The sequence below is a fragment of the Flavobacterium sp. PLA-DH12 genome, assembly GCF_059511845.1.
Genome location: NZ_JCAMPD010000001.1, coordinates 570,316 through 593,275, shown reverse-complemented (window position 1 = coordinate 593,275; position 22,960 = coordinate 570,316). Strand labels below are relative to the sequence as shown.

Annotated in this window: 19 protein-coding genes; 10 read left to right on the top strand and 9 right to left on the bottom strand. The window is 35.1% G+C overall.

Going from position 1 to position 22,960, the window contains the following annotated elements; translation table 11 throughout:
• Both AC5ZCW_RS02495 and AC5ZCW_RS02490 read right to left on the bottom strand, forming a co-directional pair.
• The gene (locus AC5ZCW_RS02495; RefSeq protein WP_496117718.1) at nucleotides 1–1,911 is read right to left on the bottom strand and encodes a fumarate reductase/succinate dehydrogenase flavoprotein subunit; all 1,911 of its coding nucleotides are present in this window, start codon (nucleotides 1,909–1,911) and stop codon (nucleotides 1–3) included.
• A 290-nt stretch (nucleotides 1,912–2,201) separates the two neighbouring features.
• Nucleotides 2,202–3,479, bottom strand: a complete 1,278-nt coding sequence (locus AC5ZCW_RS02490) for an acetyl-CoA C-acetyltransferase (RefSeq protein WP_496117716.1) — start codon at nucleotides 3,477–3,479, stop codon at nucleotides 2,202–2,204.
• A gap of 237 nt (nucleotides 3,480–3,716) precedes the next feature.
• Between AC5ZCW_RS02490 and AC5ZCW_RS02485 the strand changes: the two genes are divergently transcribed.
• Nucleotides 3,717–6,152, top strand: coding sequence for a TonB-dependent siderophore receptor (locus AC5ZCW_RS02485; RefSeq protein ID WP_496117714.1), 2,436 nt, complete (start codon nucleotides 3,717–3,719; stop codon nucleotides 6,150–6,152).
• A gap of 346 nt (nucleotides 6,153–6,498) precedes the next feature.
• Here AC5ZCW_RS02485 and AC5ZCW_RS02480 read toward each other — a convergent pair whose 3' ends face one another.
• The 3 genes from AC5ZCW_RS02480 to AC5ZCW_RS02470 all read right to left on the bottom strand — a co-directional run bounded on the left by AC5ZCW_RS02480 (nucleotide 6,499) and on the right by AC5ZCW_RS02470 (nucleotide 8,910).
• Nucleotides 6,499–7,521, bottom strand: a complete 1,023-nt coding sequence (locus AC5ZCW_RS02480) for an LLM class flavin-dependent oxidoreductase (protein ID WP_496117712.1) — start codon at nucleotides 7,519–7,521, stop codon at nucleotides 6,499–6,501.
• A 158-nt stretch (nucleotides 7,522–7,679) separates the two neighbouring features.
• Nucleotides 7,680–8,087 carry a DUF1634 domain-containing protein gene (locus AC5ZCW_RS02475; protein ID WP_496117710.1) on the bottom strand — a complete coding sequence of 136 codons (408 nt, stop codon included), beginning with the start codon at nucleotides 8,085–8,087 and terminating at the stop codon, nucleotides 7,680–7,682.
• Nucleotides 8,074–8,910, bottom strand: a complete 837-nt coding sequence (locus tag AC5ZCW_RS02470) for a sulfite exporter TauE/SafE family protein (protein ID WP_111376937.1) — start codon at nucleotides 8,908–8,910, stop codon at nucleotides 8,074–8,076. The genes AC5ZCW_RS02475 and AC5ZCW_RS02470 overlap by 14 nt, the downstream gene beginning before the upstream one ends.
• Nucleotides 8,911–9,201: 291 nt before the next feature.
• Between AC5ZCW_RS02470 and AC5ZCW_RS02465 the strand changes: the two genes are divergently transcribed.
• On the top strand, nucleotides 9,202–10,065 hold the full coding sequence (locus AC5ZCW_RS02465) for a helix-turn-helix domain-containing protein (RefSeq protein ID WP_496117708.1): 864 nt from the start codon (nucleotides 9,202–9,204) through the stop codon (nucleotides 10,063–10,065).
• Nucleotides 10,066–10,165: 100 nt separating this feature from the next.
• Nucleotides 10,166–10,666, top strand: coding sequence for a hypothetical protein (locus AC5ZCW_RS02460; protein ID WP_496117706.1), 501 nt, complete (start codon nucleotides 10,166–10,168; stop codon nucleotides 10,664–10,666).
• A 91-nt stretch (nucleotides 10,667–10,757) separates the two neighbouring features.
• Here the strand turns inward: AC5ZCW_RS02460 and AC5ZCW_RS02455 are convergent, their stop codons facing one another.
• On the bottom strand, nucleotides 10,758–11,192 hold the full coding sequence (locus AC5ZCW_RS02455; RefSeq protein ID WP_496117704.1) for a DoxX family membrane protein: 435 nt from the start codon (nucleotides 11,190–11,192) through the stop codon (nucleotides 10,758–10,760).
• A gap of 7 nt (nucleotides 11,193–11,199) precedes the next feature.
• Nucleotides 11,200–11,757, bottom strand: coding sequence for a GNAT family N-acetyltransferase (locus tag AC5ZCW_RS02450; protein WP_496117702.1), 558 nt, complete (start codon nucleotides 11,755–11,757; stop codon nucleotides 11,200–11,202).
• Between the two features lie 258 nt (nucleotides 11,758–12,015).
• Here AC5ZCW_RS02450 and AC5ZCW_RS02445 point away from each other — a divergent pair, with 258 nt between their 5' ends.
• The 7 genes from AC5ZCW_RS02445 (at nucleotide 12,016) to AC5ZCW_RS02415 (ending at nucleotide 19,776) form a co-directional block, all read left to right on the top strand.
• Entirely contained in the window at nucleotides 12,016–13,029 is a 1,014-nt protein-coding gene (locus AC5ZCW_RS02445; RefSeq protein ID WP_496117700.1) for a zinc-binding alcohol dehydrogenase family protein, read from the top strand.
• A gap of 143 nt (nucleotides 13,030–13,172) precedes the next feature.
• Complete coding sequence (locus AC5ZCW_RS02440; protein WP_343543189.1) at nucleotides 13,173–13,559, top strand: DoxX family protein; 387 nt, start codon at nucleotides 13,173–13,175, stop codon at nucleotides 13,557–13,559.
• Between the two features lie 128 nt (nucleotides 13,560–13,687).
• Nucleotides 13,688–15,892, top strand: a complete 2,205-nt coding sequence (locus AC5ZCW_RS02435) for a TonB-dependent receptor (RefSeq protein WP_343543188.1) — start codon at nucleotides 13,688–13,690, stop codon at nucleotides 15,890–15,892.
• A 205-nt stretch (nucleotides 15,893–16,097) separates the two neighbouring features.
• Nucleotides 16,098–16,826: a CPBP family intramembrane glutamic endopeptidase gene (locus tag AC5ZCW_RS02430; protein WP_496117698.1), complete on the top strand. Its 729-nt coding sequence runs from the start codon at nucleotides 16,098–16,100 to the stop codon at nucleotides 16,824–16,826.
• A 49-nt stretch (nucleotides 16,827–16,875) separates the two neighbouring features.
• Nucleotides 16,876–18,042, top strand: a complete 1,167-nt coding sequence (locus AC5ZCW_RS02425; protein ID WP_343543186.1) for a sensor histidine kinase — start codon at nucleotides 16,876–16,878, stop codon at nucleotides 18,040–18,042.
• Entirely contained in the window at nucleotides 18,042–18,749 is a 708-nt protein-coding gene (locus tag AC5ZCW_RS02420) for a LytR/AlgR family response regulator transcription factor (RefSeq protein ID WP_343543185.1), read from the top strand. Before AC5ZCW_RS02425 ends, AC5ZCW_RS02420 begins: the two co-directional genes overlap by 1 nt.
• Nucleotides 18,750–19,362: 613 nt before the next feature.
• The gene (locus AC5ZCW_RS02415) at nucleotides 19,363–19,776 is read left to right on the top strand and encodes a 3-hydroxyacyl-ACP dehydratase FabZ family protein (RefSeq protein ID WP_177209863.1); all 414 of its coding nucleotides are present in this window, start codon (nucleotides 19,363–19,365) and stop codon (nucleotides 19,774–19,776) included.
• Nucleotides 19,777–20,066: 290 nt separating this feature from the next.
• Here AC5ZCW_RS02415 and AC5ZCW_RS02410 read toward each other — a convergent pair whose 3' ends face one another.
• Complete coding sequence (locus tag AC5ZCW_RS02410; RefSeq protein WP_496117695.1) at nucleotides 20,067–21,998, bottom strand: OmpA family protein; 1,932 nt, start codon at nucleotides 21,996–21,998, stop codon at nucleotides 20,067–20,069.
• A gap of 12 nt (nucleotides 21,999–22,010) precedes the next feature.
• Nucleotides 22,011–22,934: a PorP/SprF family type IX secretion system membrane protein gene (locus tag AC5ZCW_RS02405; RefSeq protein WP_343543180.1), complete on the bottom strand. Its 924-nt coding sequence runs from the start codon at nucleotides 22,932–22,934 to the stop codon at nucleotides 22,011–22,013.
• Nucleotides 22,935–22,960 lie beyond the last annotated feature (26 nt).

Here is a 22,960-nt window from a genome sequence, read left to right as displayed (position 1 = left end):
TTATTTATAGCTTCTCACTGCAAGTTCTACCGATTCAAAGGTTAATGGTTCTTTGTGAAGTTCAGGTTCGTTATTTAAACCTTTCCATTCCCAGGCAGAAACATAGCAGAATTCATTGTCATTGCGGACAGCTTCACCATCAGCGGTTTGATATTCTTCTCTAAAATGTGCGCCACACGATTCTTCACGCTGTAAGGCATCGTAACACATTAATTCGGCTAATTCTATATAATCGGCAATTCGTCCAGCTTTTTCAAGTTCGCTGTTTAAAGTATTATCGCCCGTAATTCTGAGATCTTTTTCAAATGAAGCTTTTAGTTCACGAATTTCGATTAAGGCTTCTTCCAATTTTTGTCTGCTTCGTGAAAGACCACATTTTTCGTATAGAAGACGTCCGATTTTTTTATGGAAATAATCTGCAGAAAGTGTTCCGTTGGTGTGTAAAAAACGATCTAACTGTCTTCTTACAGTTTTTTCAGCTTCTTCAAATGCAGGATGCGAAATATCAGATTTCGGTAAATTCAATTCACCTGCCAAATAATTCGGAATTGTATATGGCGCAATAAAATAACCGTCGACACAAGCCTGAAGCAGTGAATTGGCTCCTAGACGATTGGCACCATGATCGGCAAAATTAGCTTCGCCTAAAGCAAACAAACCTGGAATAGTAGTCATAAGTTCATAATCAACCCAAAGTCCGCCCATAGTGAAATGCGCCGAGGGTGAAATCAGCATTGGTTCTTTATAAGCGTTTATGCCTGTAATCTTTTCGTACATCGCAAAAAGATTGCTGTATTTGGCTTCGATTTTATCTTTTCCCTGTGCTTTAATGGCATCCGAGAAATCGAGATAAATTGCATTTTTCATAGGTCCAACACCATGACCGGCATCAATTCTTTCTTTTGCGGCTCTTGACGAAATATCTCTTGGCGCTAGATTTCCAAAAGAAGGATAACGGCGTTCTAAGTAATAATCGCGTTCATCTTCGGGAATGGCGTTTGCAGTTCGTTCATCTGCGGCTTTTTTAGGAACCCAGATACGTCCGTCATTTCGCAGTGATTCCGACATTAAAGTCAGTTTTGACTGGTTTTCACCATGTTGTGGAAGTGAAGTAGGGTGAAACTGAATCCAGCTCACGCCTGCCATATAAGCGCCTTTTTTATGCGCGCGCCAAATCGCCGAGCTATTGCAGCCCATGGCTAAAGTAGACAGATAATATACTTTTCCGTAACCGCCAGAGGCCAAAACTACGGCATCTGCAGCATGACGTTCTAAAATTCCTGTTTCAAGATTTCGTGCAATTATTCCTTTGGCTTTGCCATCGATAACAACGAGTTCAAGCATTTCGTGACGGGTATACAAAGCCACTTTTCCTAAAGAAGCTTGACGTTCTAAAGCTTGATAAGCGCCCAATAAAAGCTGTTGTCCAGTTTGGCCTCTAGCATAAAAAGTTCGAGAAACCTGAACACCTCCAAAAGATCGGTTGTTTAAATATCCTGCATATTCTCTTGCAAAAGGAACACCTTGTGCAACTGCGTGGTCTATAAGATGTGCAGAACATTCGGCTAAACGATAAACATTGGCTTCACGAGATCTAAAATCGCCACCTTTTATAGTGTCATAAAACATTCTGTAGGTGCTGTCTCCATCATTTTTGTAGTTTTTAGCGGCATTTACTCCGCCTTGAGCGGCAACCGAATGCGCGCGTCGTGGAGAATCCTGAAAGCAGAAAGATTTTATATTATAACCTTGTTCAGCGAGAGAGGCCGCGCATGAAGCACCTGCAAGACCTGTTCCGACAACGATTATATTTAGTTTTTTTCGGTTTGCGGGATTGACCAATTTGGCTTTAGACTTGTAAAGACTCCATTTATCAGCAAGAGGACCTTCGGGTATTTTTGATTCCATCATTTTTAGTGGTTTAAAATGAATTGATACAAAAGCTTTAATAGAAAACTAAATTTAGTATAAAATATTGATATTTAGCTGTTTTTGTATGAGTATATTTAAACAAAAATGAACTTTAAGTATACAAATAGCTGTATTTTAAATTCAAACCCGACAGGTTTTTAAAACCTGCCGGGTTTGATTGATAGAGACAAAAAAATCTGCCAAATCTGCTAAATCTGCGGGAGTAATTTTGCTCGCAGATTTAGCAGATTCAGCAGATTTATAAAATTGAATTGAAGTATTTTTAAAAATTATTTCTCGATTATCATGGTAACTCCTTGTCCGCCTGCAGCACAGATGGAAATTAATCCTTTTCCAGAACCTTTTTCGTTAAGCAGTTTTGCCATTACGCCAATAATTCTTCCACCAGTTGCTGCAAAAGGATGCGCTGCCGCCAAACTGCTTCCTTTTACATTTAGTTTATTTCGATCTATTGCTCCTAGTGGTTTCTTTAAGCCAATTTCGGCACTCAATTCTGGACTTTCCCAAATTTTTAAAGTGGCTAAAGTCTGAGCAGCAAAAGCTTCGTGAATTTCATAATAATCAAAGTCCTGGAGATTTAATTCGGCTTTTTCTAACATTCTTGAAGCAGCGAATAAAGGTGCTAATAGTAGATTCTGTTGATTTTTAACGTATTCAATTGCTGCAATTTCTGCAAAAGTGATGTAAGCTAAAATTGGTAAACCTCGTTCTTTTGCCCATTCTTCGCTAGCCAAAAGAACACAAGAAGCTCCATCTGTTAGAGGAGTTGAATTTCCTGCAGTCAAAGTGCCATTTACTTTATCAAACGCTGGTCTTAATTTCGCTAGTTTTTCAATTGTACTGTCTCTTCTTAGATTATTATCTTTTTCTAATCCGTTAAAAGGAGTAATCATATCATCAAAGAAACCTTCATCATAGGCTTTTGCCATATTCAAATGGCTTCTTAAAGCAAACTCATCTTGGTCTTCACGCGAAATTTTATAATATTTTGCTGTAATCTCAGTATGTCCGCCCATAGAAAGTCCTGTTTGCGACTCTTCATTGCGAGGCACTAACGGACTAAGATCTTTTGGACGAAGTTTTAAAAACGTTTTAATTTTTGAACCTAATGATTTTGCTTGTCTTGCTTCTAAAAGAATTTTTCTTAGTTTTTCGCTTACCGCAATCGGCATATCACTGATTGAATCCACACCACCGGCAATTCCTGAGTCAATTTGTCCAAGTGCAATTTTGTTGGCAATATAAATAGCGCTTTCAATTCCGGTATCGCAAGCCTGCTGTAAATCGCATGCAGGTGTTGCAGGATCTAGACTGGTTTGCATTACACATTCTCGAATCAAATTGTTGTCGTAAGTATGTTTAATTACTGCGCCTCCTGCAACTTCGCCTAATAATTTTCCTTTTAGATCGTATTTATCAATAAGACCATTGAGTGCTGCGATCATCATATCTTTATTTCCCACATTAGAATAGGCTGTATTAGCTCTTGCAAAAGGAATTCTGTTGTAGCCTACAATGGCAACTTTTCTTATTGTATTTGATTTCATATCAGGAAGTTATTTGTTTTTGGTTTTGAAATTTCGAAATATAAAGATAGAAATAGATTTTGGTTTCCTGCTTAATGCAGATTAAGATTGTCGGCAAATAGGAGAGAAATGAATGCTTCAAATTTTATTTTAACGTATTTAGTATAATAATTTATATTTATTTAGAATGAATTAAAATAATTTGGAAATGTTAAGATTAGCATATACTTTTGTCGCTCAATTTAAAATCAAAACCAAATGAAAATAATTATGAATGCCAAAGTTTATCTTTTTGTGCTGTTTTTGAGCTCATTAAATATGATGGCGCAACAGCTTGGAACTGTAAACGGAAAAGTTTCTTTGAGTGGCAATAAACCTGCAGAAAACATTGCTGTAGCTTTAAAAGGAACAAAATATTCAGATATTACAACTGTTTCAGGACATTATGAGATTAAAAATGTAAAACCAGGAACATACACTATTGTATTAAATGGAGTAGGAATTCAGCCTGTTGAGGATAAAATTGTAGTGAATTCAAAACAAACGACAACCAAGAATTTTTCTCTTTCAGAAAGTCAGGAAGATCTTGATGAAGTGGTAATTAAAAAGAATAAATATAAGCAAGACAAGCCTTCATTGTCATTGCGTCTTCAGACTCCAGTTTTAGAAATTCCACAAAATATACAAATTGTAAGCGGTCAGACTTTAAAAGACCAGCAAATTACAAGTATGAGCGATGGTGTAATCCGAAATGTGAGTGGTGCTGTACGTTTGGAGCATTGGGGAGATTTGTACACCAATATTACCATGAGAGGTTCTCAAATTCAGGCTTTTAGAAACGGTTTTAATGTGGTTTCTTCTTTCTGGGGACCATTAACTGAAGATATGAGTTTTGTTGATCATATCGAGTTTGTAAAAGGTCCAGCAGGATTCATGCTTTCAAGCGGAGATCCAAGCGGATTGTATAATGTGGTGACTAAAAAACCAACAGGAGTTACAAAAGGCGAGGTGAGTGTGCTTGGCGGAAGCTATGATTTTTATAGAGTTAGTGTCGACTTTGACGGAAAATTAGATAAAAAAGGAAAATTGCTTTATAGATTTAATGGAGCAGCACAAAAGAAAGGATCTCATCGTCCGTTTGAGCACAATGACCGTTACGTAATTGCTCCAGTTATTTCGTATCAGATTGACGATAAAACAAAAATTACTGCCGAATATAATTTTCAATACGCAAATATGACTGAAGTAGGTTCGTACTATGTTTTTGGACCTAAATCTGATGGATATGCAACTTTGCCTCGTAATTTTACAATGACACAGCCAGGACTGCCTGATACAAACATTCAAGATCATAGCGGTTATCTTCAGTTCGAACATAAGTTTGACGAAAATTGGAAGCTTACAGCTCAAACGTCTTATTTTAAATACATTCAGCAAGGATACAGCTCTTGGCCAAGTTTAGTTGGACCAGCTGAAATAGATACGGATGGAGACAAAATTCCAGATGTTTTTCTTGATAAAGGAGATATCATTAGAAATGTTGGTATTTGGGATGCTGAGAGCAACATGTATTTAGGACAGATCTTTTTGAATGGAAAATTCAGTACAGGAAATGTTTCTCATAAAGTATTGGGTGGAGTAGATTTAGGAAGTAAAGATTATATGGCAGATTGGGGACAATCTCATGATTTGGATACTTATGCAAATCCGTTTAATGTTTACAATCCAAATTATGGTACGCCTTCAAATGGTTTACCGCAATTTGATCACGATACTCCGTTAAGCCAAAGAGCAGTAGGACGTTATGGTTCGAAATATGCGGCTGGATATGTGCAGGATGAACTTGGTTTTTTAGAGAATAAATTGAGATTGACTCTTGCTGCAAGATATACTTGGATTAGCCAAACGAGTAGTTATGATGAGCCACAAGAAGATAGCCATATTACGCCTCGTGCTGGTGTAAGTTATTCTATTACTGATGATTTTGCAGTTTACGGACTATATGATCAAGCTTTTACGCCTCAATCAGGTGTAGTAAGAAGTGGTGATGTAAAACCACTTACAGGAAATAATGTTGAATTTGGACTTAAAAAAGATTGGTTTGACGGTTCTTGGAATACCAGTTTGTCTGTTTATAATATCTTAAAGAAAAATGAGCTAACGGGAGATCCTAATAATCAGCCAAATGAACAATATAAAATAGTTTTGGGTGAAAAAAGAGCTCGCGGTGTTGAATTCGATTTAAGAGGAAAAATATTTGACGGACTAAATCTTATTGCAAATTATGCGTTTACAGAATCAATTGTAACTAAAATTGATCCAGCTGTTTCTGAAGCTAATAAAATTAATGTAGGAGATGTTGTGCCTGGATATGCTAAACATACGGCTAATGCATGGTTGAATTATACGCTTCAAAATGGTAAACTGAAAGGTTTTGGTGCTTCGATCGGTGGAACTTTCCTTGATGGACGCCAAACTGATACTTGGAGCCCAGGGGTTGTAAAACTTCCAACTTACTTTAAACTAGACGGTGGATTGTCTTATGAAACGGGTAAAATTAAAGTTACGGCAAACGTATTCAATATTTTAGACAGATATCTTTACAGCGGTTCGTATTACGAGTGGTTAAGTGCTTACTACTGGCAAACTGAAGCGCCAAGAAACTTTAGAGTTGGTGTGACTTATAAATTTTAAAGGTGCTAAGGTTCTGAGGGACTAAGATTCTAAGGTTTAAGGAACAAAGAGTCAAAGAGTTCAAAGAGTCAAAGAGTTCAAAGAGTCAAAGAGTTCAAAGAGTCAAAGATTTTGAGATACATACTTCTTTTGAATTGCCTCCAGTTTTAACTGGAGGTAACAAATAAAGATTGAAAAAAGGCTTTAGCCAAACTAGTGATGTTTGGCTAAAGCCTTTAATTTTATATTTTCATCCAGCTAAAGCTGGACGCTATTCAATTTCTAAAAAAAATCCTTTTAATCTGTGGCTTTAAAAAAGGTTTTGTGTCTTAGCTCCCTATAGCTATCGGGATTTCGAGATTAATTATTATGCCTTGCGTATCAAAGGAATCAATTTTGTACCAATCAATTCAATCGCATTCATTAATTGTTTATGCGTTAATCCAGCATTATCCATTTGGAAAGTAAATCGATCTACACCTCCAAGCGCTTCACTATGGCGAAGAATTTTCTCTGCAGCTCTTTCTGGACCTCCAACAATTAAAACACCCAAATCATCAATTAAACCATCAAATTTGCCTTTTGTTACTGGTGGCCAGCCTCTTTCATATCCTAATTTGGTCCATAATTCGGCATAACCAGGATAATATTCTTCAATTGCTTTTTCAGTTGTGGTGCCAACATATCCAGGTGAATGCAAACCGACTTTTAATTCATTTGGTTTATAGCCCGCAGCTTTTCCAGCTTCACGATATAAATCAACTAAAGGTTTAAAACGATGTGTTTGTCCGCCAATAACAGCAACCATTAACGGAAGTCCAAGTGATCCAGCTCTTATAAATGATTCTGGCGTACCGCCAACTCCAAGCCAAATAGGCAATTTCTCTTGTATTGCTCTCGGATAAACAGGCAAATTATTTATGGCAGGACGAAATTTCCCTTCCCAGTTTACAAACTCGTTGTCACGAATCTGTAAAAGCAAGTCTAGTTTTTCGCTGAAAAGCTTATCATAGTCATTCAGATTAAATCCAAAAAGGGGATAAGCTTCAATAGAAGAACCGCGACCCACTACAATTTCTGCTCTTCCTTTTGAAATTAAATCTAAAGTCGCAAAACTTTGATAAACCCTAACAGGATCTGCAGCGCTTAAAACCGAAACAGCACTTGCCAGTCGGATATTTTTTGTTCTTGCCGCTGCAGCGCTCAAAATAACAACTGTAGCAGAATCTAAAAACTCTTTTTTATGATGTTCTCCAATTCCGAAAACATCAAGACCAGCTTGATCTGCAAATTCAATTCGCTGCAGTAGCTGTTCCATAGCATCAACACTGCTCAGAGTATTGTTATCGCCGTACATTGCCGAAGCAAAACTGTCTATTCCTATTTCCATATTTTTTTTAGCTTTAAGCTTTACGCTATAAGCTGTAAGCATTTTAGAGAGCCTAAAGCTTACGGTTTATAGCTTAAAGCGATATTATTTTTTTGCTTTAGGCAATAAGCTTTAAGCATTTTGAAGCTTATTGCCTACAGCCTATAGCTTATAGCCAATTAATGTGAGAAACCAAACGAAATACTGATAATTATAATCATGATTACGATCAGCGTAATGCCAACGTACAAGTAGTCTTTTTCCAATAAAAACGAAAATAACGAAAGCAGTACACGTAAAACAGGTGTCATGAACAAGAAAATAATTCCTGTAAATATTAACGATTCTCCGTTTCCTTGAATTGCTCCCTTGTAAATTGCGGCGATTACTTCAAATATATTGCGATCATTTTCTTTAAAAACAGAATAATCCTCAATCTGATTTCCGTTATGAAGCAAATAAACAATTCCGCCAATGAAGGCTACCGATAGCGAAATCCAAACTCCGTAACGAAGAAGGTTTCCTATAATTGTCTGAAAATCTTTTTCTCCAAATTTTTCTTCCTGTACCATATTAGATTTTTCCATTTAGTCCGTTATAAATCATATTTATTGCCAAAACAAAAATCAAGCAGGCAAAAAATATTCTCAATTTCTTCGGATTTGTTCGTACCAATATTTTGGCTCCAGCCATAGCTCCAAACAAAACTCCAATTACAACTGGCATACAGATTCCAGGTTCGATATATCCTTTCTGAATATAAATTACAGAACTTGCCATTGCCGTAACACCCATCATAAAATTACTGGTTGTGGTTGAAACTTTAAAAGGAACACGCATAATATTGTCCATTGCGATTACTTTAAAAGCACCAGAACCAATTCCGAGCAATCCAGACATCATACCCGCAACACCCATCATACTAAAACCGCCAATAACATTTTTGGTTCCGTATTTTACAACTTCGCCGTCGTGAGTAGGATAAGTTCCGTCCAATTTTAGCTTCTTAGCCAGCGGACTAGATTCTAAAACGATATGTTCTTCTTTTTTTCGAAGCGAATTAATAGCAGAGAAAATCAGCGTTAAACCAAACAAAACGGCTATAAAAGAAGTAGGCGCAATAGTCGAAAGCAAAGCTCCGCAAACCGCTCCGATTGTAGTGGCTATTTCGAGAAAAATTCCCATTCGCATATTAGTAATTCCTTCTTTTACATAGGCTGCCGCAGAACCCGAAGAAGTGGCGATAACAGAGACTAAAGCAGCTCCAATAGCATAATGAATATCGACACCGAGAATAATGGTGAGAAGCGGAATGATGATAATTCCTCCGCCCAAGCCTGATAATGAACCGATAAAACCAGCTAAAAAAGCTCCTAGAATCATTATAAGCGTAAAGGTAAGTATTGTCATTTAAGATATATTTTTGTATTTGCTAATTTACGAATACATATTTGTTCGAAACAGCTTTATGACCTTAAATATACCTTAAAAATATTTTTAGTGTTCAGTCTCAGTCTCAGTGTTCAGTTTTTAGTTTAAGTTAGTTTGAGAGTCTAGAAGCTTTGTCAAAGTTTCAAATTTTGACAAAGCTAACTGTTCTTACCGCAAAGACTGTAAACTGAGACTGAGACTGAACACTGCGACTGAAAACTAAAAAAAAAGGTATATTTGAAATGATAATGATTACCAAAAAAAGCAGTATTGAAGAATAAAATCCTCACTTATTCCTTGACGCATCATAAGAGTTTGTTTTCTAATGCAGATCAGAAAGAGTATTTCTATATCCAGACAAGCGAGCATCCTTATATCAGCGAACCTTATCGTGCAGAAAGTTATGCAATTGAGTTTCTAAGAAAAGGAAGCATAATCATGCAGACTGGACTCGAGAAGAAAGTAGTTCATGCTCCGGCTCTTATTACTTTGGGACCATCTGTGATTAGGAGTTTTTCTAAAAACGATGATGAAATTTTAATTGATATTATATTCTTTAAACCACATTTTTTTCTCGAGAATCAGGCAAATGTATTTTTTCTTGCCCAATATGATTTCTTTGAAAACAATCATAGTCATTTGTCTCAACTTGCAAAAGCAGATGAAAATAAATTTGAACGTATTTTTAAACTAATTAAAGAAGCATCAGAAAACAGATCCAAGAATCAAGCTTCTATCTTGAGAAGTTATCTGTATATTTTAATTTATGAAATTGATGCTATTCAGGAAGAAAAGAGCATTACAGAAACGCACAATCCTTTATTTGAACAGTTTAAAGAACTGCTATTTAAGGACTTTTTGAATTTTAGAACGGTACAGCATTATGCTGATAAACTAAATGTAAGCCGAAAATATTTGTCTGAAGTCATTAAAAAACACAGCGGAAAGACTGCGAGTGACTGGATTAGCGAAATGGTGATTCTGGAAGCCAAAGTTTTATTGCAGCACAAAAAAATGTCCATCAATCAGATAAGCGATTTACTCCATTTTACTGATCAATCTGTTTTTGGACGATTCTTTAAAAACTACGAAGGAATTTCGCCTTTAGAATATCGGAAAAAACAGAACGAATAAAATTAGCTTTCCGACATTCTGCACAATTTTGAAGCCGTATTGCTCTTTTTTCGGACCTATAATCAATACAACTTTGCTCTTTTATTAAAAAGGAAAAGAAATGAGTAAAATTGCAAAATTTGTTGTCATCATTAATGATAATGTCTCTTGGATGGAAGACAAAGCCGTTCAGTTTTATACCAATTTATTTAGGGAAAAAGGTTTGGGAGAAGAATATGCAGAGCAGCATCTCTCTCAAAAAGAATTGTTCCGAATTCAGAATGATTTTTCGATTGAAATTTTGATGGCATATCTTGGTGAAGCACCACAATCTTATTTAAAATTGGATTCGTCGAGAATATTAAACGAAAATCTAGGAGCTTCAAAAGCAATTAATCTAAGTGAGGTTATTTATTTTGATGAAGAAGATTTAAAAGCGCTTATTAAACGTGCTGAAGAAATTGCTTACCAGCGAAAACATGATTTAATCTGGGTAAAAGCTTTTGTCGCAGATACTGTTTTAATCAACATATTACGATTATTGAATTACGAAGAATTTGATTTGGTAGAAAGTAGGGAAGATCAATTTCCAAAACGAATTTATTTCCGAAAAAAGATGTGAAATGATGTTTTGGTTGATAGTTGATAGTTTTTGGTTGTTAGGAAAAGTTTTAACCCATCAACTATCAACCAAAAACCATCAACCTAAAAAACTATATCCTATTGTCAACAGCGTAAGATGTTTTTCCAATATTAGCCAATAGTAAAGCCGCCGCACAACTTGTCCAAACAGAATAATCAAGAGGCGCTTTTACAGAAACGGAAACCGACATAGCAAAAGCAAAAAAGAACATTAAAAAGGTAGTTCCTAAAGCGGCAAGTCTGGTTTTGAAACCAAATAATAGTAGAAGACTAAGTAAAACTTCAAAGAAAGTGGCAATTCCTGCCAGAATTTCTGCTGTGGCTCTGTTGGCAAAAGAATTTAGGGTTTGTGTGTAGATAACAAAGTTTTCCCAACTTCCCCAGGCGACTGCGTTAGATCCCGGTGCGCCCCAAACTCCAAATCGGTCTGCTACGGCCGAAAGCATTGTGATTCCTAAAACTATTCTTAAAATTAAACCTGCTTCTAATATTGTGATGTTTTTCATTCTATAATTAATTTTTGATTTGAAGATGTTCCAGGTTCTTCTTAACCAAAGTTTTGTTTCCAACTACTTTAAAACCAAGCTTTAAATACAGTTTTTTAGCATTCGGATTGTCTTCTTCAACCAGGAGACCTAAAACCTCTTTATTTTTATGAACGTATTTATCAATCAAAAATTGCAATAATTGAGAACCAATTCCTTTTCCCTGATATTTCGGATTCACTCCTAAAGAGTCAATGTAATACTCTCCAGCGCGTGTTTCCAATTCTGGATCAAAGTCAGGATTGTGATGTTTGCGAACGTATTCGATTATCGGCGCACGCAATTCTTCAATGTCGCCACCATTATAAATATTTACTGCACCAATAATTTCGTTACTCTCTTCTGCCACAAAACAGTTTTGATAAGAATATTGATTGTTTTCACTTTCGACAAAATGCTGCAGAAAATCTTTCGCTACAGCGTAATCTTCCTTAGCAATAAATTTATAGATAATGTCTTCCATTGCTAATAATAATATAGGAGCAATATATTTTGAGTCTGATTTTTTGGCTTTTCTGATATTCATAGTGTAGTATTTTTAGCAAATTTAAGGCTTTATTTAAATACATAGTCGCGAAGCTATTGGGACTATATGTTTAATTTCTCAGCAATCATTAAATAAAATCTGCTTAAAAAACTTAGCCTCTTAGCAACTTAGTCCCGATAGCTATCGGGATAGCATCTTTGAAAAAAATATACAAATATACGCCCAATATATACCAATTAAGAGATTTGAACTCGTCTTATATTTGTGGTATAGTTTTAATTTAAATATTAAAAAGAAATGAAAGCAATAGGATTTAAAACATCATTACCCATAGAAAACCCAGAAAGTTTTATCGAATTTGAAGCTGTAAAACCAATTCCAGGGCCACACGATTTATTAGTTAAAATTGATGCGATTTCTGTAAATCCAGTCGATTTTAAAATTCGCCAGAATAGCGCAATAGATACTGTTCTCGAAACTCCCAAAATTATTGGCTGGGATGCTGTCGGAATCGTTCAGGCTGTCGGACAAGATGTTACTTTGTTTGAAGTGGGAGATCCCGTTTATTATGCAGGAGATATTACCAAACAAGGAAGCAATGCCGAATATCAAATTATCGACGAAAGAATTGTGGGCCGAAAACCTAAATCGTTAAGCATCGAAGAAGCTGCGGTAATTCCGCTAACCGCTTTAACTGCTTGGGAAATTTTATTTGACAGAATCAGAATTACGGTAGATAAAGATAAAGGAAAATCGATTCTGATTATTGGCGGAGCAGGAGGAGTAGGTTCGATTGCCATTCAATTAGCTAAGAAAATAGCGGGTTTAACTGTTATTGCAACAGCGTCGCGTCCAGAAACAATTGCTTGGTGCAAACAGCAGGGCGCTGACTTTGTGGTAGATCATAAAGACCTTGTTTCATCTGTTCGAGAAGCAGGTTTTGAGTATGTTGACTTTATTTTGGATTTCGTAGATACCAATGCTTATTGGGATACAATGGTCGAATTAATTAAACCTCAAGGGCATATTGCCTCTATTACCGGAAGCAGCGATCCTGTTGCATTAACCAAATTAAAGAGCAAAAGCGTGTCTTTTTCTTGGGAATTGATGTACACCCGATCTATGTACCAAACAGAAGATATGGTAGAACAGCATAATATTTTAAATATCGTAGCAGATTTGTTGGATGATGGCATTTTAAAAACAACTTTAAATACAACCTTAAACGGACTTTCAGCCGAAAGTCTTAAGAAGGCGCACGAACTTTTGGAGTCTGGACGAACAATTGGAAAGATTGCCATCAAGTTTTAAAACTTAGAATATGCTTTGTGATAGCCTAAAAATGGTTATTTGGAATTGTTTTAAATAATATTGCTTTAAAATAGGAAATTTTTGTATTTTAGTCGGCTTACAAACCCAATTGATATAAATTTTTAACCTAAACAAAATTATTTATGATTTCAAAAAACACAGACCTTGGATTATTGCTATTGCGTTTAAGTACTGGCGGATTAATGCTTTTTCACGGTGTTTCTAAACTGATTCACGGAATTTCGTTCCTTGTAGAAAACATGGGCGCATTTGGCTATGCGGTTTACATTGGCGAAGTTTTAGCTCCAATTGCTATTTTATTAGGATTTAGAACTAGAATTGCGGCTGTTCTTTTAACAATAACGTGTGTGGTAGCAGTTGCAACAGCACATGCTCAGGAGATTTTCTCTATCAGCGATCATGGAGGTTACGCTTTAGAATTATTAGGGCTTTATCTGTTTGGTGCTTTAGCCTTATTCTTTACAGGAGCTGGTAAATATGCCGTTTCTAAAACCAATAAATGGGATTAATTTTCTCAAAGTAAAAGGTTTACTATATAGAAAAGCTCTAAATTTTTGATTTAGAGCTTTTTTTATGGTTATTCTTTTAATTATGCTATTTTTGTGTCCATACTACCCCAATAATTATCAAAATAGCAATGAAGTTCTTATTCTCCTTTACCCTTTTTATTTTTTCTTTTGCAATTAATGCTCAATCTCTAAATGGTATTGTAAACGACGCTGACGGAAAAGCGGCGTCAGAAGTTTTAATTCGAAACCTAAATTCAAAAACACACGCACATACCGATGTAAATGGAAAATTTACCTTAGAAGGCGTTCAGGTAAATGATAGTTTGGTTGTTACCAAAAAGGGATTTTCTACTCAGAAAATAAAACTGGCTTCTTTAGATTTTCTGACTATTTCTTTAGAAGAAAAGCCATTTTTGCTAGAAGAAGTTAAGATTGGCAATAATTTAAAATATCTGAATACGATTTCTAAAATCGATTTTGAAATTCAGCCTATTTCAAATTCTCAGGATTTATTGCGTAAAGTTCCAGGACTTTTCATAGGTCAGCATGCTGGTGGAGGAAAAGCTGAACAGATTTTCTTAAGAGGTTTTGACTGTGATCATGGAACCGATATCAATATTACTGTAGACGGTATGCCAGTAAATATGGTTTCGCACGCACACGGGCAAGGTTATTCTGATTTGCATTTTGTGATTCCAGAAACGGTTGATAATATTGATTTTGATAAAGGGGCTTATTTTGTAGATAAAGGCGATTTTACCACTGCAGGATATGTTGGTTTTAATACCAAAAATGCGTTGCAAAATAGCTCTATTTCTTTTGAGGGCGGACAGTTTGATACTTTTCGTACTGTTGCCATGTTTAATTTATTGAATAAAGAAAACCAATCGGCTTATTTTGCTGGAGAATACATGATGACCGATGGTTATTTTGATGCTCCTCAGAACTTTAACCGAATAAATTTATTTGGAAAATACAATGCTAAAATGGAAAATGGAGATCGTTTGGCTATCTCGGTTTCGCATTTTAAAAGCCAATGGGATGCTAGCGGACAGATTCCGGATCGTGCTGTAAACGATGGAACTATTTCGCATTATGGAGCAATCGATCCAAATGAAGGAGGAAATACCGATAGAACCAATTTTAATTTGCAATATGATGCAAAAATTGACGAAAATACGCATATCAAAAGCAGTGCTTATTTAAGCAAATATGATTTTGAACTGTATTCTAATTTTACTTTTTTCTTAAACGACCCTATAAACGGCGATCAGATCAAACAGAAAGAGAATAGAGCCATTGTAGGTTTTCAGTCCGAATATGATCAGAAATTAAACGAAAAATGGCGTTTTAAATTAGGCGCTGGACTTCGCAACGATAACAATAAAGATGTAGAATTATCGCATACTTTAAACAGAAAAACGGTTTTAGATTATTTGAGTTTAGGAACTGTAAACCAAACTAACTTATTTACGTATTCAAGCCTTGATTTTACATCAGGAAAATGGTTGGTAAACGGAGGTTTGCGTTTAGATTATTTCAAATTTGGGTACGAAGATCAATTGGCGGCAACCTATACGAATCAGACACAGACAAAAGCAATTGTGAGTCCGAAATTGAACTTTTTGTATACTCAAAACGATAAATTAAACTATTTCCTGAAATTAGGAAAAGGGTTTCATAGCAATGATACGCGTGTAGTAGTGGCGCAAAGCGGTCAAAAAATTCTTCCAGAAACCTACGGCGCAGATTTAGGAATTAACTGGAAACCATTTCCACGCATGATTATTAATTCAGCAATTTGGTATTTGTATTTAGCGCAGGAATTTGTTTATGTTGGAGACGAAGCGGTTGTTGAACCAAGCGGAAAAACAGAAAGAAAAGGTTTCGATTTTGGTTTCAGATATCAATTGACCAATTGGCTGTTCTGGAATACCGATTATACGTATACGCACGCAAGAGCAATAGATGAACCTAAAGGAAATGATTATCTGCCATTGGCTCCAAAAAATACTTTAATGAACGGAATTTCGGTTAAAGATTTAAAAGGATTTTCAGGAAGTATAAGAACTCGTTTCTTAGGAGACAGACCAGCAAACGAAGACAATTCGGTTGTGGCAAAAGGCTATTGCATTACCGATTTCTCTGTGAATTACCAGATTAAGAAAGTTTCGATTGGCGTAAACATCGACAATATTTTCAACACCAAATGGAAAGAAACACAATTCTTAACCGAATCAAGACTGGCAAATGAAACGGATCCTGTAGAAGAAATTCATTTTACCGCAGGAACGCCGTTTAATGCGAGATTGATTTTGAAATATGCTTGGTAGAAATTGATCAATGTGCCAATTAGAAAATGTGCCAATTAGATAATTACTCTCATTATCTAATTGGCACATTTTCTAATTATCTAATTCTATTATCGTCTAAAATGACATTTTCACCGAGTAGATTCTTCATTCTACCGATCACAATTTTAATTGATATACTCCCGATATACTTTTGATCAAAATTAAAACCTTAAAAATCAAAATTATGTCATTATTTACACCTCTTCTTTGGATTTTGTTAATCGCTCCGCTTATTGTTATTGCGTATTTCAAATCGGAAAAAACAAACTTAAAGTATTTACTATTTTTCATTTTATATTTCCTTGCCGATGTGTTTTTACAGGCTTCAGGGAAACAATTAATAGATCTTGATTTGAAATTCAATTGGGCAGGAAAAGTTCTGAGTTTAATATTAGGATTGATTATAATCTTTTCGGTTTCAAAAGAAGAAAGAATCAAAATCGGATTTACTTCTAAAACCAATTCGCCAGCAAACTTGAAATTTGGATTACTGGTTTTCTTCGGATTTACTTTGGTTGATATTGTTTTTAAACTGATTTTATTTCCAAAAGGAAATGCCTTCGATCTGGAAACTTTCCTTTTTCAAGCCACAATGCCTGGATTAACAGAAGAAATTCTTTTTAGAGGAATCTCTTTATGGTTTTTAGACAAAGCTTTTGCGCCAAGATGGAACTATCGAGGCATCAAATTTGGCTGGGCGTTTGTTATTGTAACGGTTTTGTTTGGTGTTTCTCACGGAGCAGTTTTAGACCAAGATTTGCATTTGAAATTTGATATTATTACAATGGTCTACTTAACATTAATTTCTTCTTTGAGCGTTGGTATTTTAAGACAGTTTTCAGGAAATCTTATTTATTCTATCTTGGGTCATAACACGATTAATTTGATCAATGCGGTTATCAGAATTTTATAAAACCTGCCAAATTAAAGTTATATTTGAAACTGCTTTACAAATCTATTACATGCCAAATACCACATCAACTTCGGGATATTTTTTAGATAAAATTACTTCGCTGAATTTTGATCACTTTTTTACCAGAAGAAATCGAATTCTACTCCACGTTTTTATGTGGTTAGGTTTTTCCATTTTGCTTTTTTTGAGCTATGTAATTGGCTATAAATTAGTTTGTTTTGATGCTGTTTTGCTAACAATAAGAATGGCATTAGTAAATATGATTGTATTTTATATGCTGTTTTATTTACTATTGCCAAAGATATTCTCAGGAAGCAAAACCCGAATTATAATACTGTTGCTATTGGTTTTTCCAGTTTCAATATTTGTCTGGATGGCGTCAACGTATTTTATTTCGTTGTTTTATTATGCTTTAGGTTTTGAAATTACTTTTGGAGAACTGAAAGGCGTCATTAAAATGAGTGCAAATCAAACTTTTCTGGAAGCGGTTTCTCCAAAACGAATGCTTTCCCAAACTATAATTATTATTTCATTGCTTTCACCTTTTTGTTTTGCTAAAATATTGGTCGAAATCACGAAATTGTATAATAAGAAATTTCAAATTGAAAGAGAAAAAACAGCTTTGGAAATTCAGAATATTCAAATTGAAAAAGACTTTCTAAAAGCGCAGTTAAATCCGCATTTTTTATTTAATACCTTGAATAATCTTTACGGACTAACAGTTAGAAAAGACAATCTGGCTCCAGAATTAATCTTGAATCTTTCTGATATTATGAGCTATACGCTCTATGAATCGAATACCGAAATTGTCCGTTTGGAAAAAGAATTGGATTTTATCAAAAATTATGTCACTTTAGAAAAAATGCGTTATGCAGCTGATACTGATATTCAAGTTAACATTGCAGGGGAAAGAAATACAGCGGGATTTTTTATAGCACCGCTTTTGACCTTTACTTTTATAGAAAATGCATTTAAATATGGTTTAAAAACCAAGAACGCTTTTATAAAACTAGATATTAAGATTGAAAAGAGCGTATTTTGGTTTAGTTTAAAGAACGATTATGAAGAAATGGAACATGATATAGTCTTTGGCGGAATAGGGTTGGAAAACGCTCGTAAACGCTTAGAGTTGCTATATCCTGATAGGTATGAGTTAGAAATTGAAAAACTGGAAAGTTCGTTTAGAGTCGATTTAAAAATAGTTTTAAGGAAATAATGGAAAAATTAAAATGCATTGTCGTTGACGATGAGCCGATTGCAAGAGATATTATTGAATCGTTTATTGCTGAAATTCCGTTTTTGGAACTGAAGGATTCGTTTGCAGAAGCCTCTAAAGCATTATTATTTCTGCAGGAAAATGAAGTTGATATTGTTTTCAGCGACATCGAAATGCCTAAATTTAATGGTTTAGAATTGGCGCAGTCCCTTACCAATGCTCCGGTTATTATTTTTATTACAGCACACCGCAATTTTGCTCTCGAGGGATTTGAAACAGGTGCGGCAGATTATCTCTTAAAACCCGTTCGTTTTGATCGTTTTCTAAAAGCGGTAAATCGCGCTAAAGAATATCTTTTGTTGAAGAAAACAACTTCGGTGCATCAAATTAACTCCGATCGCATTTTTATCAAATCAGAAGGAAAATTGATTAAGATTCTTTTGAATGAAATTCTATATGTCGAAGCGCAAGGCGATTATCTGAAATTCGTCATCAATGGCGCATCATATACAACTTTAGGAACTTTAAAGTCTATGGAAGAAGTGCTGAAGCTTCCGATGTTTTTTCGCATTCAGCGTTCTTTTATTATAAATCTGGAAGCGGTGAGAAGTCTCAACGGAAATTTGGTTGAACTAACTGATGGGAAAACTATTTCGGCAGCTCTAAATAAGAAGGACGAATTGTATCAGTTATTGGGAATACGGTAAGTAGAAAATGCGATGATTAGAAGATTCGATAATTAGAAAATGCGAGTTTTTCATGTGTGAATTTTTGACTGAAAAACTATAAGATTTAAATTGAAAATTATGGATTGAAGAATGTTCTGGCAAAGATTTTTTTTATCTCTTTTTTAGAAATTGATAAATAGATTTTTAAAGTAAAATAATTGTTTTTTAAGTAGATTTTCTATTATAGAGGTTTTCTATTGTAATGGTTTAAATTGTTGATTATTAGGTTTTAAATTGGTTTAATTAAATAATAAGTTTAATGCTTAAAAGTAATGAGTATTTTATGTGAGGAAGCTAGTTTTTGCTTCTTTTTCTAGCTTTTTAGAAGAAGAAAAAAAATAAAATACCTTTAAAAGACCAATTTATTTACTGATAGATCTGATCATTTTTTTATCTGAATTGATCATTTTTTTTAAATTGATTCAGAAGAACAACAAGGTGTCTGTAAATTCAATTTTTATGCTATTAGTTAGTTTTAGAAAACCGAACGAAGAGTTCTTAATTTTAACATTTTAACCCGCTTTTAACATAGATGTAACTTTAATATTGTCTATTTCGGTTCAGATTCGTACATTGTTGAAAATTATAAATCATGACTAAAAAAATAGAAGACTTAATTCCGCATCGTGCTCCATTTCTCTTTGTTGATGAAATTATCTCTTATACAACAGACACAATCATTGGTTTAAAGACATTTACAGATAAAGATGCTTGGCTCCAGGGCAGTTTTCCAGATTTTAATTTTGTTCCTGGAACTATTTTGATCGAAGCTATGGCGCAATGTGGTGGTGCAGGAATAAAGCTTTTAGGAATCGCAGATGGAGTTTTTGGCTTAGTTAGCTTAGATAAAGTGGAGTTTTTTGGAGGTGTTGAATTCAATAAACTCGTTAAATTTGTGGTAAAAAACATTCGTACAAGCGAAAAAATCATAAAACAGTCTGGTGAAGCCTTTGATGAGGATAAATTGATTATGAAAGGCGAATGGATGTGTGTGAAGCTTCAGTAGTGTGGGATAGAAGAGAGAGGTTAGAAGCAAGAGGCAAGATTATAGAAGCAAGAGGCAAGACTATAGAAGAAAGAAGCTAGATATAGAATATGCAGTGGATGTATCGAAAAGAGGTTTTTTTAAAGCTTCGGAGAAGCGAAATATTTATAGTTTAGAATAAAGTTTTAGAGTAAAAAGCTCCAGAGGAGCGACATATCTATTTATGAAATATGTCGCTCCTCTGGAGCTTTTTCTATTTATCTTACGGTAATTCTATAAATATTTCACCCCATTGGGGGTTTTCATTTTTTTTACATTTTTGTTATGATGAATTCGCTTCGGCGATTGACTTGATGTTGCGCTTCTGTACATGGGACTCCGTTAGAACAATTATTGATTAGCTGAGTTTCTCCATAACCAATTGCGCTTTCTATTCGTTCGGGAGCAACTCCTTGAGAAATGAGATAATCTCTTGTGGCTTTTGCTCTTCGATCAGAGAGTTCGAGATTGTACTGGTCGTTGGCGCGGGAGTCGGTATGCGATTCAATTTTGATTACAATAGTGTTATACTGATGCATTAAGAGAACTACTTTATTTAGTTCTATAGCAGCATCATAACGTATATCTGATTTGTCTAAATCAAAGAAAATAATTCCGATTTTTATTTTCAGAACTCCATTTTCCCGTGCAATTAAAGCAGGATCTAAACCTACAAGAGCTTCTGTTTTTCCAGAACTGTTTGCGGTAACAATTGCCTTGTTATTTGCGTTATAATTTTCTTTTGAAACTTCAATGGTATAAGGCGTGTTGCAATTTACATTGTTATTAAAATCGTATTTTCCGTCAAGCTGAGAAACGGTTTCTGCCACTTTTATTCCGTTTGCATTTTTCAGCGTTACCATAGCACCTGCAATTCTGTTGTTTGAAATGGCATCATAAACATAACCGCTAATGGCTTGGTTGCATGATCTTTCAAAAGAGTAAATATCATCATCGCCTTTTCCTGTTTTTCTGTTAGAGCAGACAAAACCTTTGTTGGTGGCTTCGTTAACGATATATCCAAAATCATCTCTATTGCTGTTTAAAGGTGCACCGAGATTGGCTGGTGTGTCAAAAAAGCCATCGTTTAATCGGCTTTCGAATACGTCTAAGCCTCCTAAACCTAAAAATCCGTCAGAAGAAAAATACAGCGCCTGATCGGTAATGTATGGAAACATTTCACGTCCTGTCGTATTTATTTTTTCGCCTAAATTTTTGGGTTCCGAGAATTGATTATTGCCCAAAATATCAACCACAAAAATATCGGTAGAACCAATTGTTCCAGGCATATCTGAAACGAAATACAGCTTTTTGCCATCTTTGCTTACAGAAGGATGTCCAACTGAATAATTATCGCTGTTAAAAGGGAGTTCTTTAATATCTTTCCAAGAAACTGTACCATTACTGTTCTCTGTTGCTGTAGCAGAAAAGATTTTTAGGTTGTTAATGCCTTTGCTGTCACGTTTCAGTTTTCCGTTATAATTATTTCGCGTAAAATAAATGGTCTTTTCATCTGGAGAAAAAGCGATGCAGGCTTCATGATATTTTGTACTGATATCTTTGCCGAAACGTTCTTTAAAAGTAACATTCGATTGCGTTTCGCTTATTTTTCCCAATTGCATATTCAGATAAGGCTGATCATTCCATCCGTATCTATCTGTTTTCCAATAAGAAGAATCGATTGTAGTGGAGTACACTAGATCGCCTTTGTAGAACATTGGACCAAAATCGGAATAAGGAGAATTAATTTCTAAGTTTTCAAGCAAAAAAGAGGGTTTTATATTTTCAATATCTTCAAGTGTGACATTCTTAAGCGAAAAATTCTTAGCTCTTGTCGCATCGATTGATTTTTCTTTTTCTGCAAAAGCCTTCATCCATTTTTTTGCCAAGTCATAGTTTTGAATTCCTTGCAGCGACTGTGCATAACGAAATAAATATTCGGCTGAAACTTCATTCGGATATTCAGCAATTAGCTTTCCATACCATTTTGAAGCACTAGACATTTTTGTATTGAAATAATAAGCGTCTCCAAGTCGCTGAAGCGTTTCTTTGGAAACATCTCCATTATTAATGGAAAGTTCATACGATTTTGCGGCTTCAACATAATACATCTTATCAAAAAGAGCATCGGCAGTTTTGTTTTTGGTTTGCGAATAAATTAGCTGTATAACCAATAATGCGAGTATAGTAATTGTTCTTTTCATAGACTATCCGTATTAAAAGAATCTTGGTGATTTTAGTCCTTTTTTGCGTGAAACCAGTTCAAAACGAAGCATAATTTCGTGCGTACCGCTATTGTAATTCTGCAAAGCGGTTGTAGTGTAATCGTAAGCGTAACCTGCCATAATCATTGGCGTAATCTGTATTCCAACCAAACCGCTCACAGAATCAGATGTACGATAGGAAACACCTAGAGTTAGAGCATTGTTGAACATAAAATTGGCAGATATATCGGCAATCATTGGAGCACCAGATACATATTTTAGAAAAACAGCGGGTTTGAATTTGGTATGTGCTGAAAGGTCAAAAACATAACCCCCGATAAGATAAACGTGTATTCTCTGATTGACCAAATCTTCGCTGATATCATCATATGTATAACGTTCGCGGGTCATAAAATTCGGAATCGAAAGTCCGATATAATCTCTCTCTCCATGCCAATACAATCCAGCTCCAATAACAGGCAGGAATTTGTTTGTAATGTTTTCACGAAATTGCACATCTGGATCTTTGTAACTTCCTTTAGACCAATCGATATTGATGACACGTCCGCCTCCTTTTACTCCAAAAGAAAGTTTATGATTTTCTCCAGATTTAATGGTGTAAGAGAAATTGGCATCTAGATATTGCTCATCTGTTGGTCCGATTTCTTCGTTTACGATTGAAATTCCAAGACCCACATTTTTCCCGACAGGAGTATCTAATGAAAAACTTTGTGTGTCTGGAGCACCTTCAATACCAACCCATTGTGTTCTGTAAATTCCTGTTATAGCTAAATGTCCCAGCGAACCGGCATAAGCCGAGTTTACGGTGAGTGTGTTGTACATATACTGCGTGTATTGCGGGTCTTGCTGTGCAAAGGCTCCATATACCGAGAATAGAGTTATTATCGCGAAAACCTTTTTTATATTTTTAATCATAGCCAATTTTATTTTGGTTAATCCTA

Excerpts from the sequence above, each read along its gene's own strand:
- AC5ZCW_RS02495 (WP_496117718.1), bottom strand. The coding sequence starts at position 1,911 with ATGATGGAATCAAAAATACCCGAAGGTCCTCTTGCTGATAAATGGAGT.
- AC5ZCW_RS02475 (WP_496117710.1), bottom strand. The coding sequence starts at position 8,087 with ATGGAAAAATCTAATATGGTACAGGAAGAAAAATTTGGAGAAAAAGAT.
- AC5ZCW_RS02480 (WP_496117712.1), bottom strand. The coding sequence starts at position 7,521 with ATGGAAATAGGAATAGACAGTTTTGCTTCGGCAATGTACGGCGATAAC.
- AC5ZCW_RS02490 (WP_496117716.1), bottom strand. The coding sequence starts at position 3,479 with ATGAAATCAAATACAATAAGAAAAGTTGCCATTGTAGGCTACAACAGA.
- AC5ZCW_RS02450 (WP_496117702.1), bottom strand. The coding sequence starts at position 11,757 with ATGAATATCAGAAAAGCCAAAAAATCAGACTCAAAATATATTGCTCCT.
- AC5ZCW_RS02425 (WP_343543186.1), top strand. The coding sequence starts at position 16,876 with ATGCCAAATACCACATCAACTTCGGGATATTTTTTAGATAAAATTACT.
- AC5ZCW_RS02410 (WP_496117695.1), bottom strand. The coding sequence starts at position 21,998 with ATGAAAAGAACAATTACTATACTCGCATTATTGGTTATACAGCTAATT.
- AC5ZCW_RS02485 (WP_496117714.1), top strand. The coding sequence starts at position 3,717 with ATGAAAATAATTATGAATGCCAAAGTTTATCTTTTTGTGCTGTTTTTG.
- AC5ZCW_RS02470 (WP_111376937.1), bottom strand. The coding sequence starts at position 8,910 with ATGACAATACTTACCTTTACGCTTATAATGATTCTAGGAGCTTTTTTA.
- AC5ZCW_RS02440 (WP_343543189.1), top strand. The coding sequence starts at position 13,173 with ATGATTTCAAAAAACACAGACCTTGGATTATTGCTATTGCGTTTAAGT.
- AC5ZCW_RS02445 (WP_496117700.1), top strand. The coding sequence starts at position 12,016 with ATGAAAGCAATAGGATTTAAAACATCATTACCCATAGAAAACCCAGAA.
- AC5ZCW_RS02420 (WP_343543185.1), top strand. The coding sequence starts at position 18,042 with ATGGAAAAATTAAAATGCATTGTCGTTGACGATGAGCCGATTGCAAGA.
- AC5ZCW_RS02455 (WP_496117704.1), bottom strand. The coding sequence starts at position 11,192 with ATGAAAAACATCACAATATTAGAAGCAGGTTTAATTTTAAGAATAGTT.
- AC5ZCW_RS02415 (WP_177209863.1), top strand. The coding sequence starts at position 19,363 with ATGACTAAAAAAATAGAAGACTTAATTCCGCATCGTGCTCCATTTCTC.
- AC5ZCW_RS02435 (WP_343543188.1), top strand. The coding sequence starts at position 13,688 with ATGAAGTTCTTATTCTCCTTTACCCTTTTTATTTTTTCTTTTGCAATT.
- AC5ZCW_RS02460 (WP_496117706.1), top strand. The coding sequence starts at position 10,166 with ATGAGTAAAATTGCAAAATTTGTTGTCATCATTAATGATAATGTCTCT.
- AC5ZCW_RS02430 (WP_496117698.1), top strand. The coding sequence starts at position 16,098 with ATGTCATTATTTACACCTCTTCTTTGGATTTTGTTAATCGCTCCGCTT.
- AC5ZCW_RS02405 (WP_343543180.1), bottom strand. The coding sequence starts at position 22,934 with ATGATTAAAAATATAAAAAAGGTTTTCGCGATAATAACTCTATTCTCG.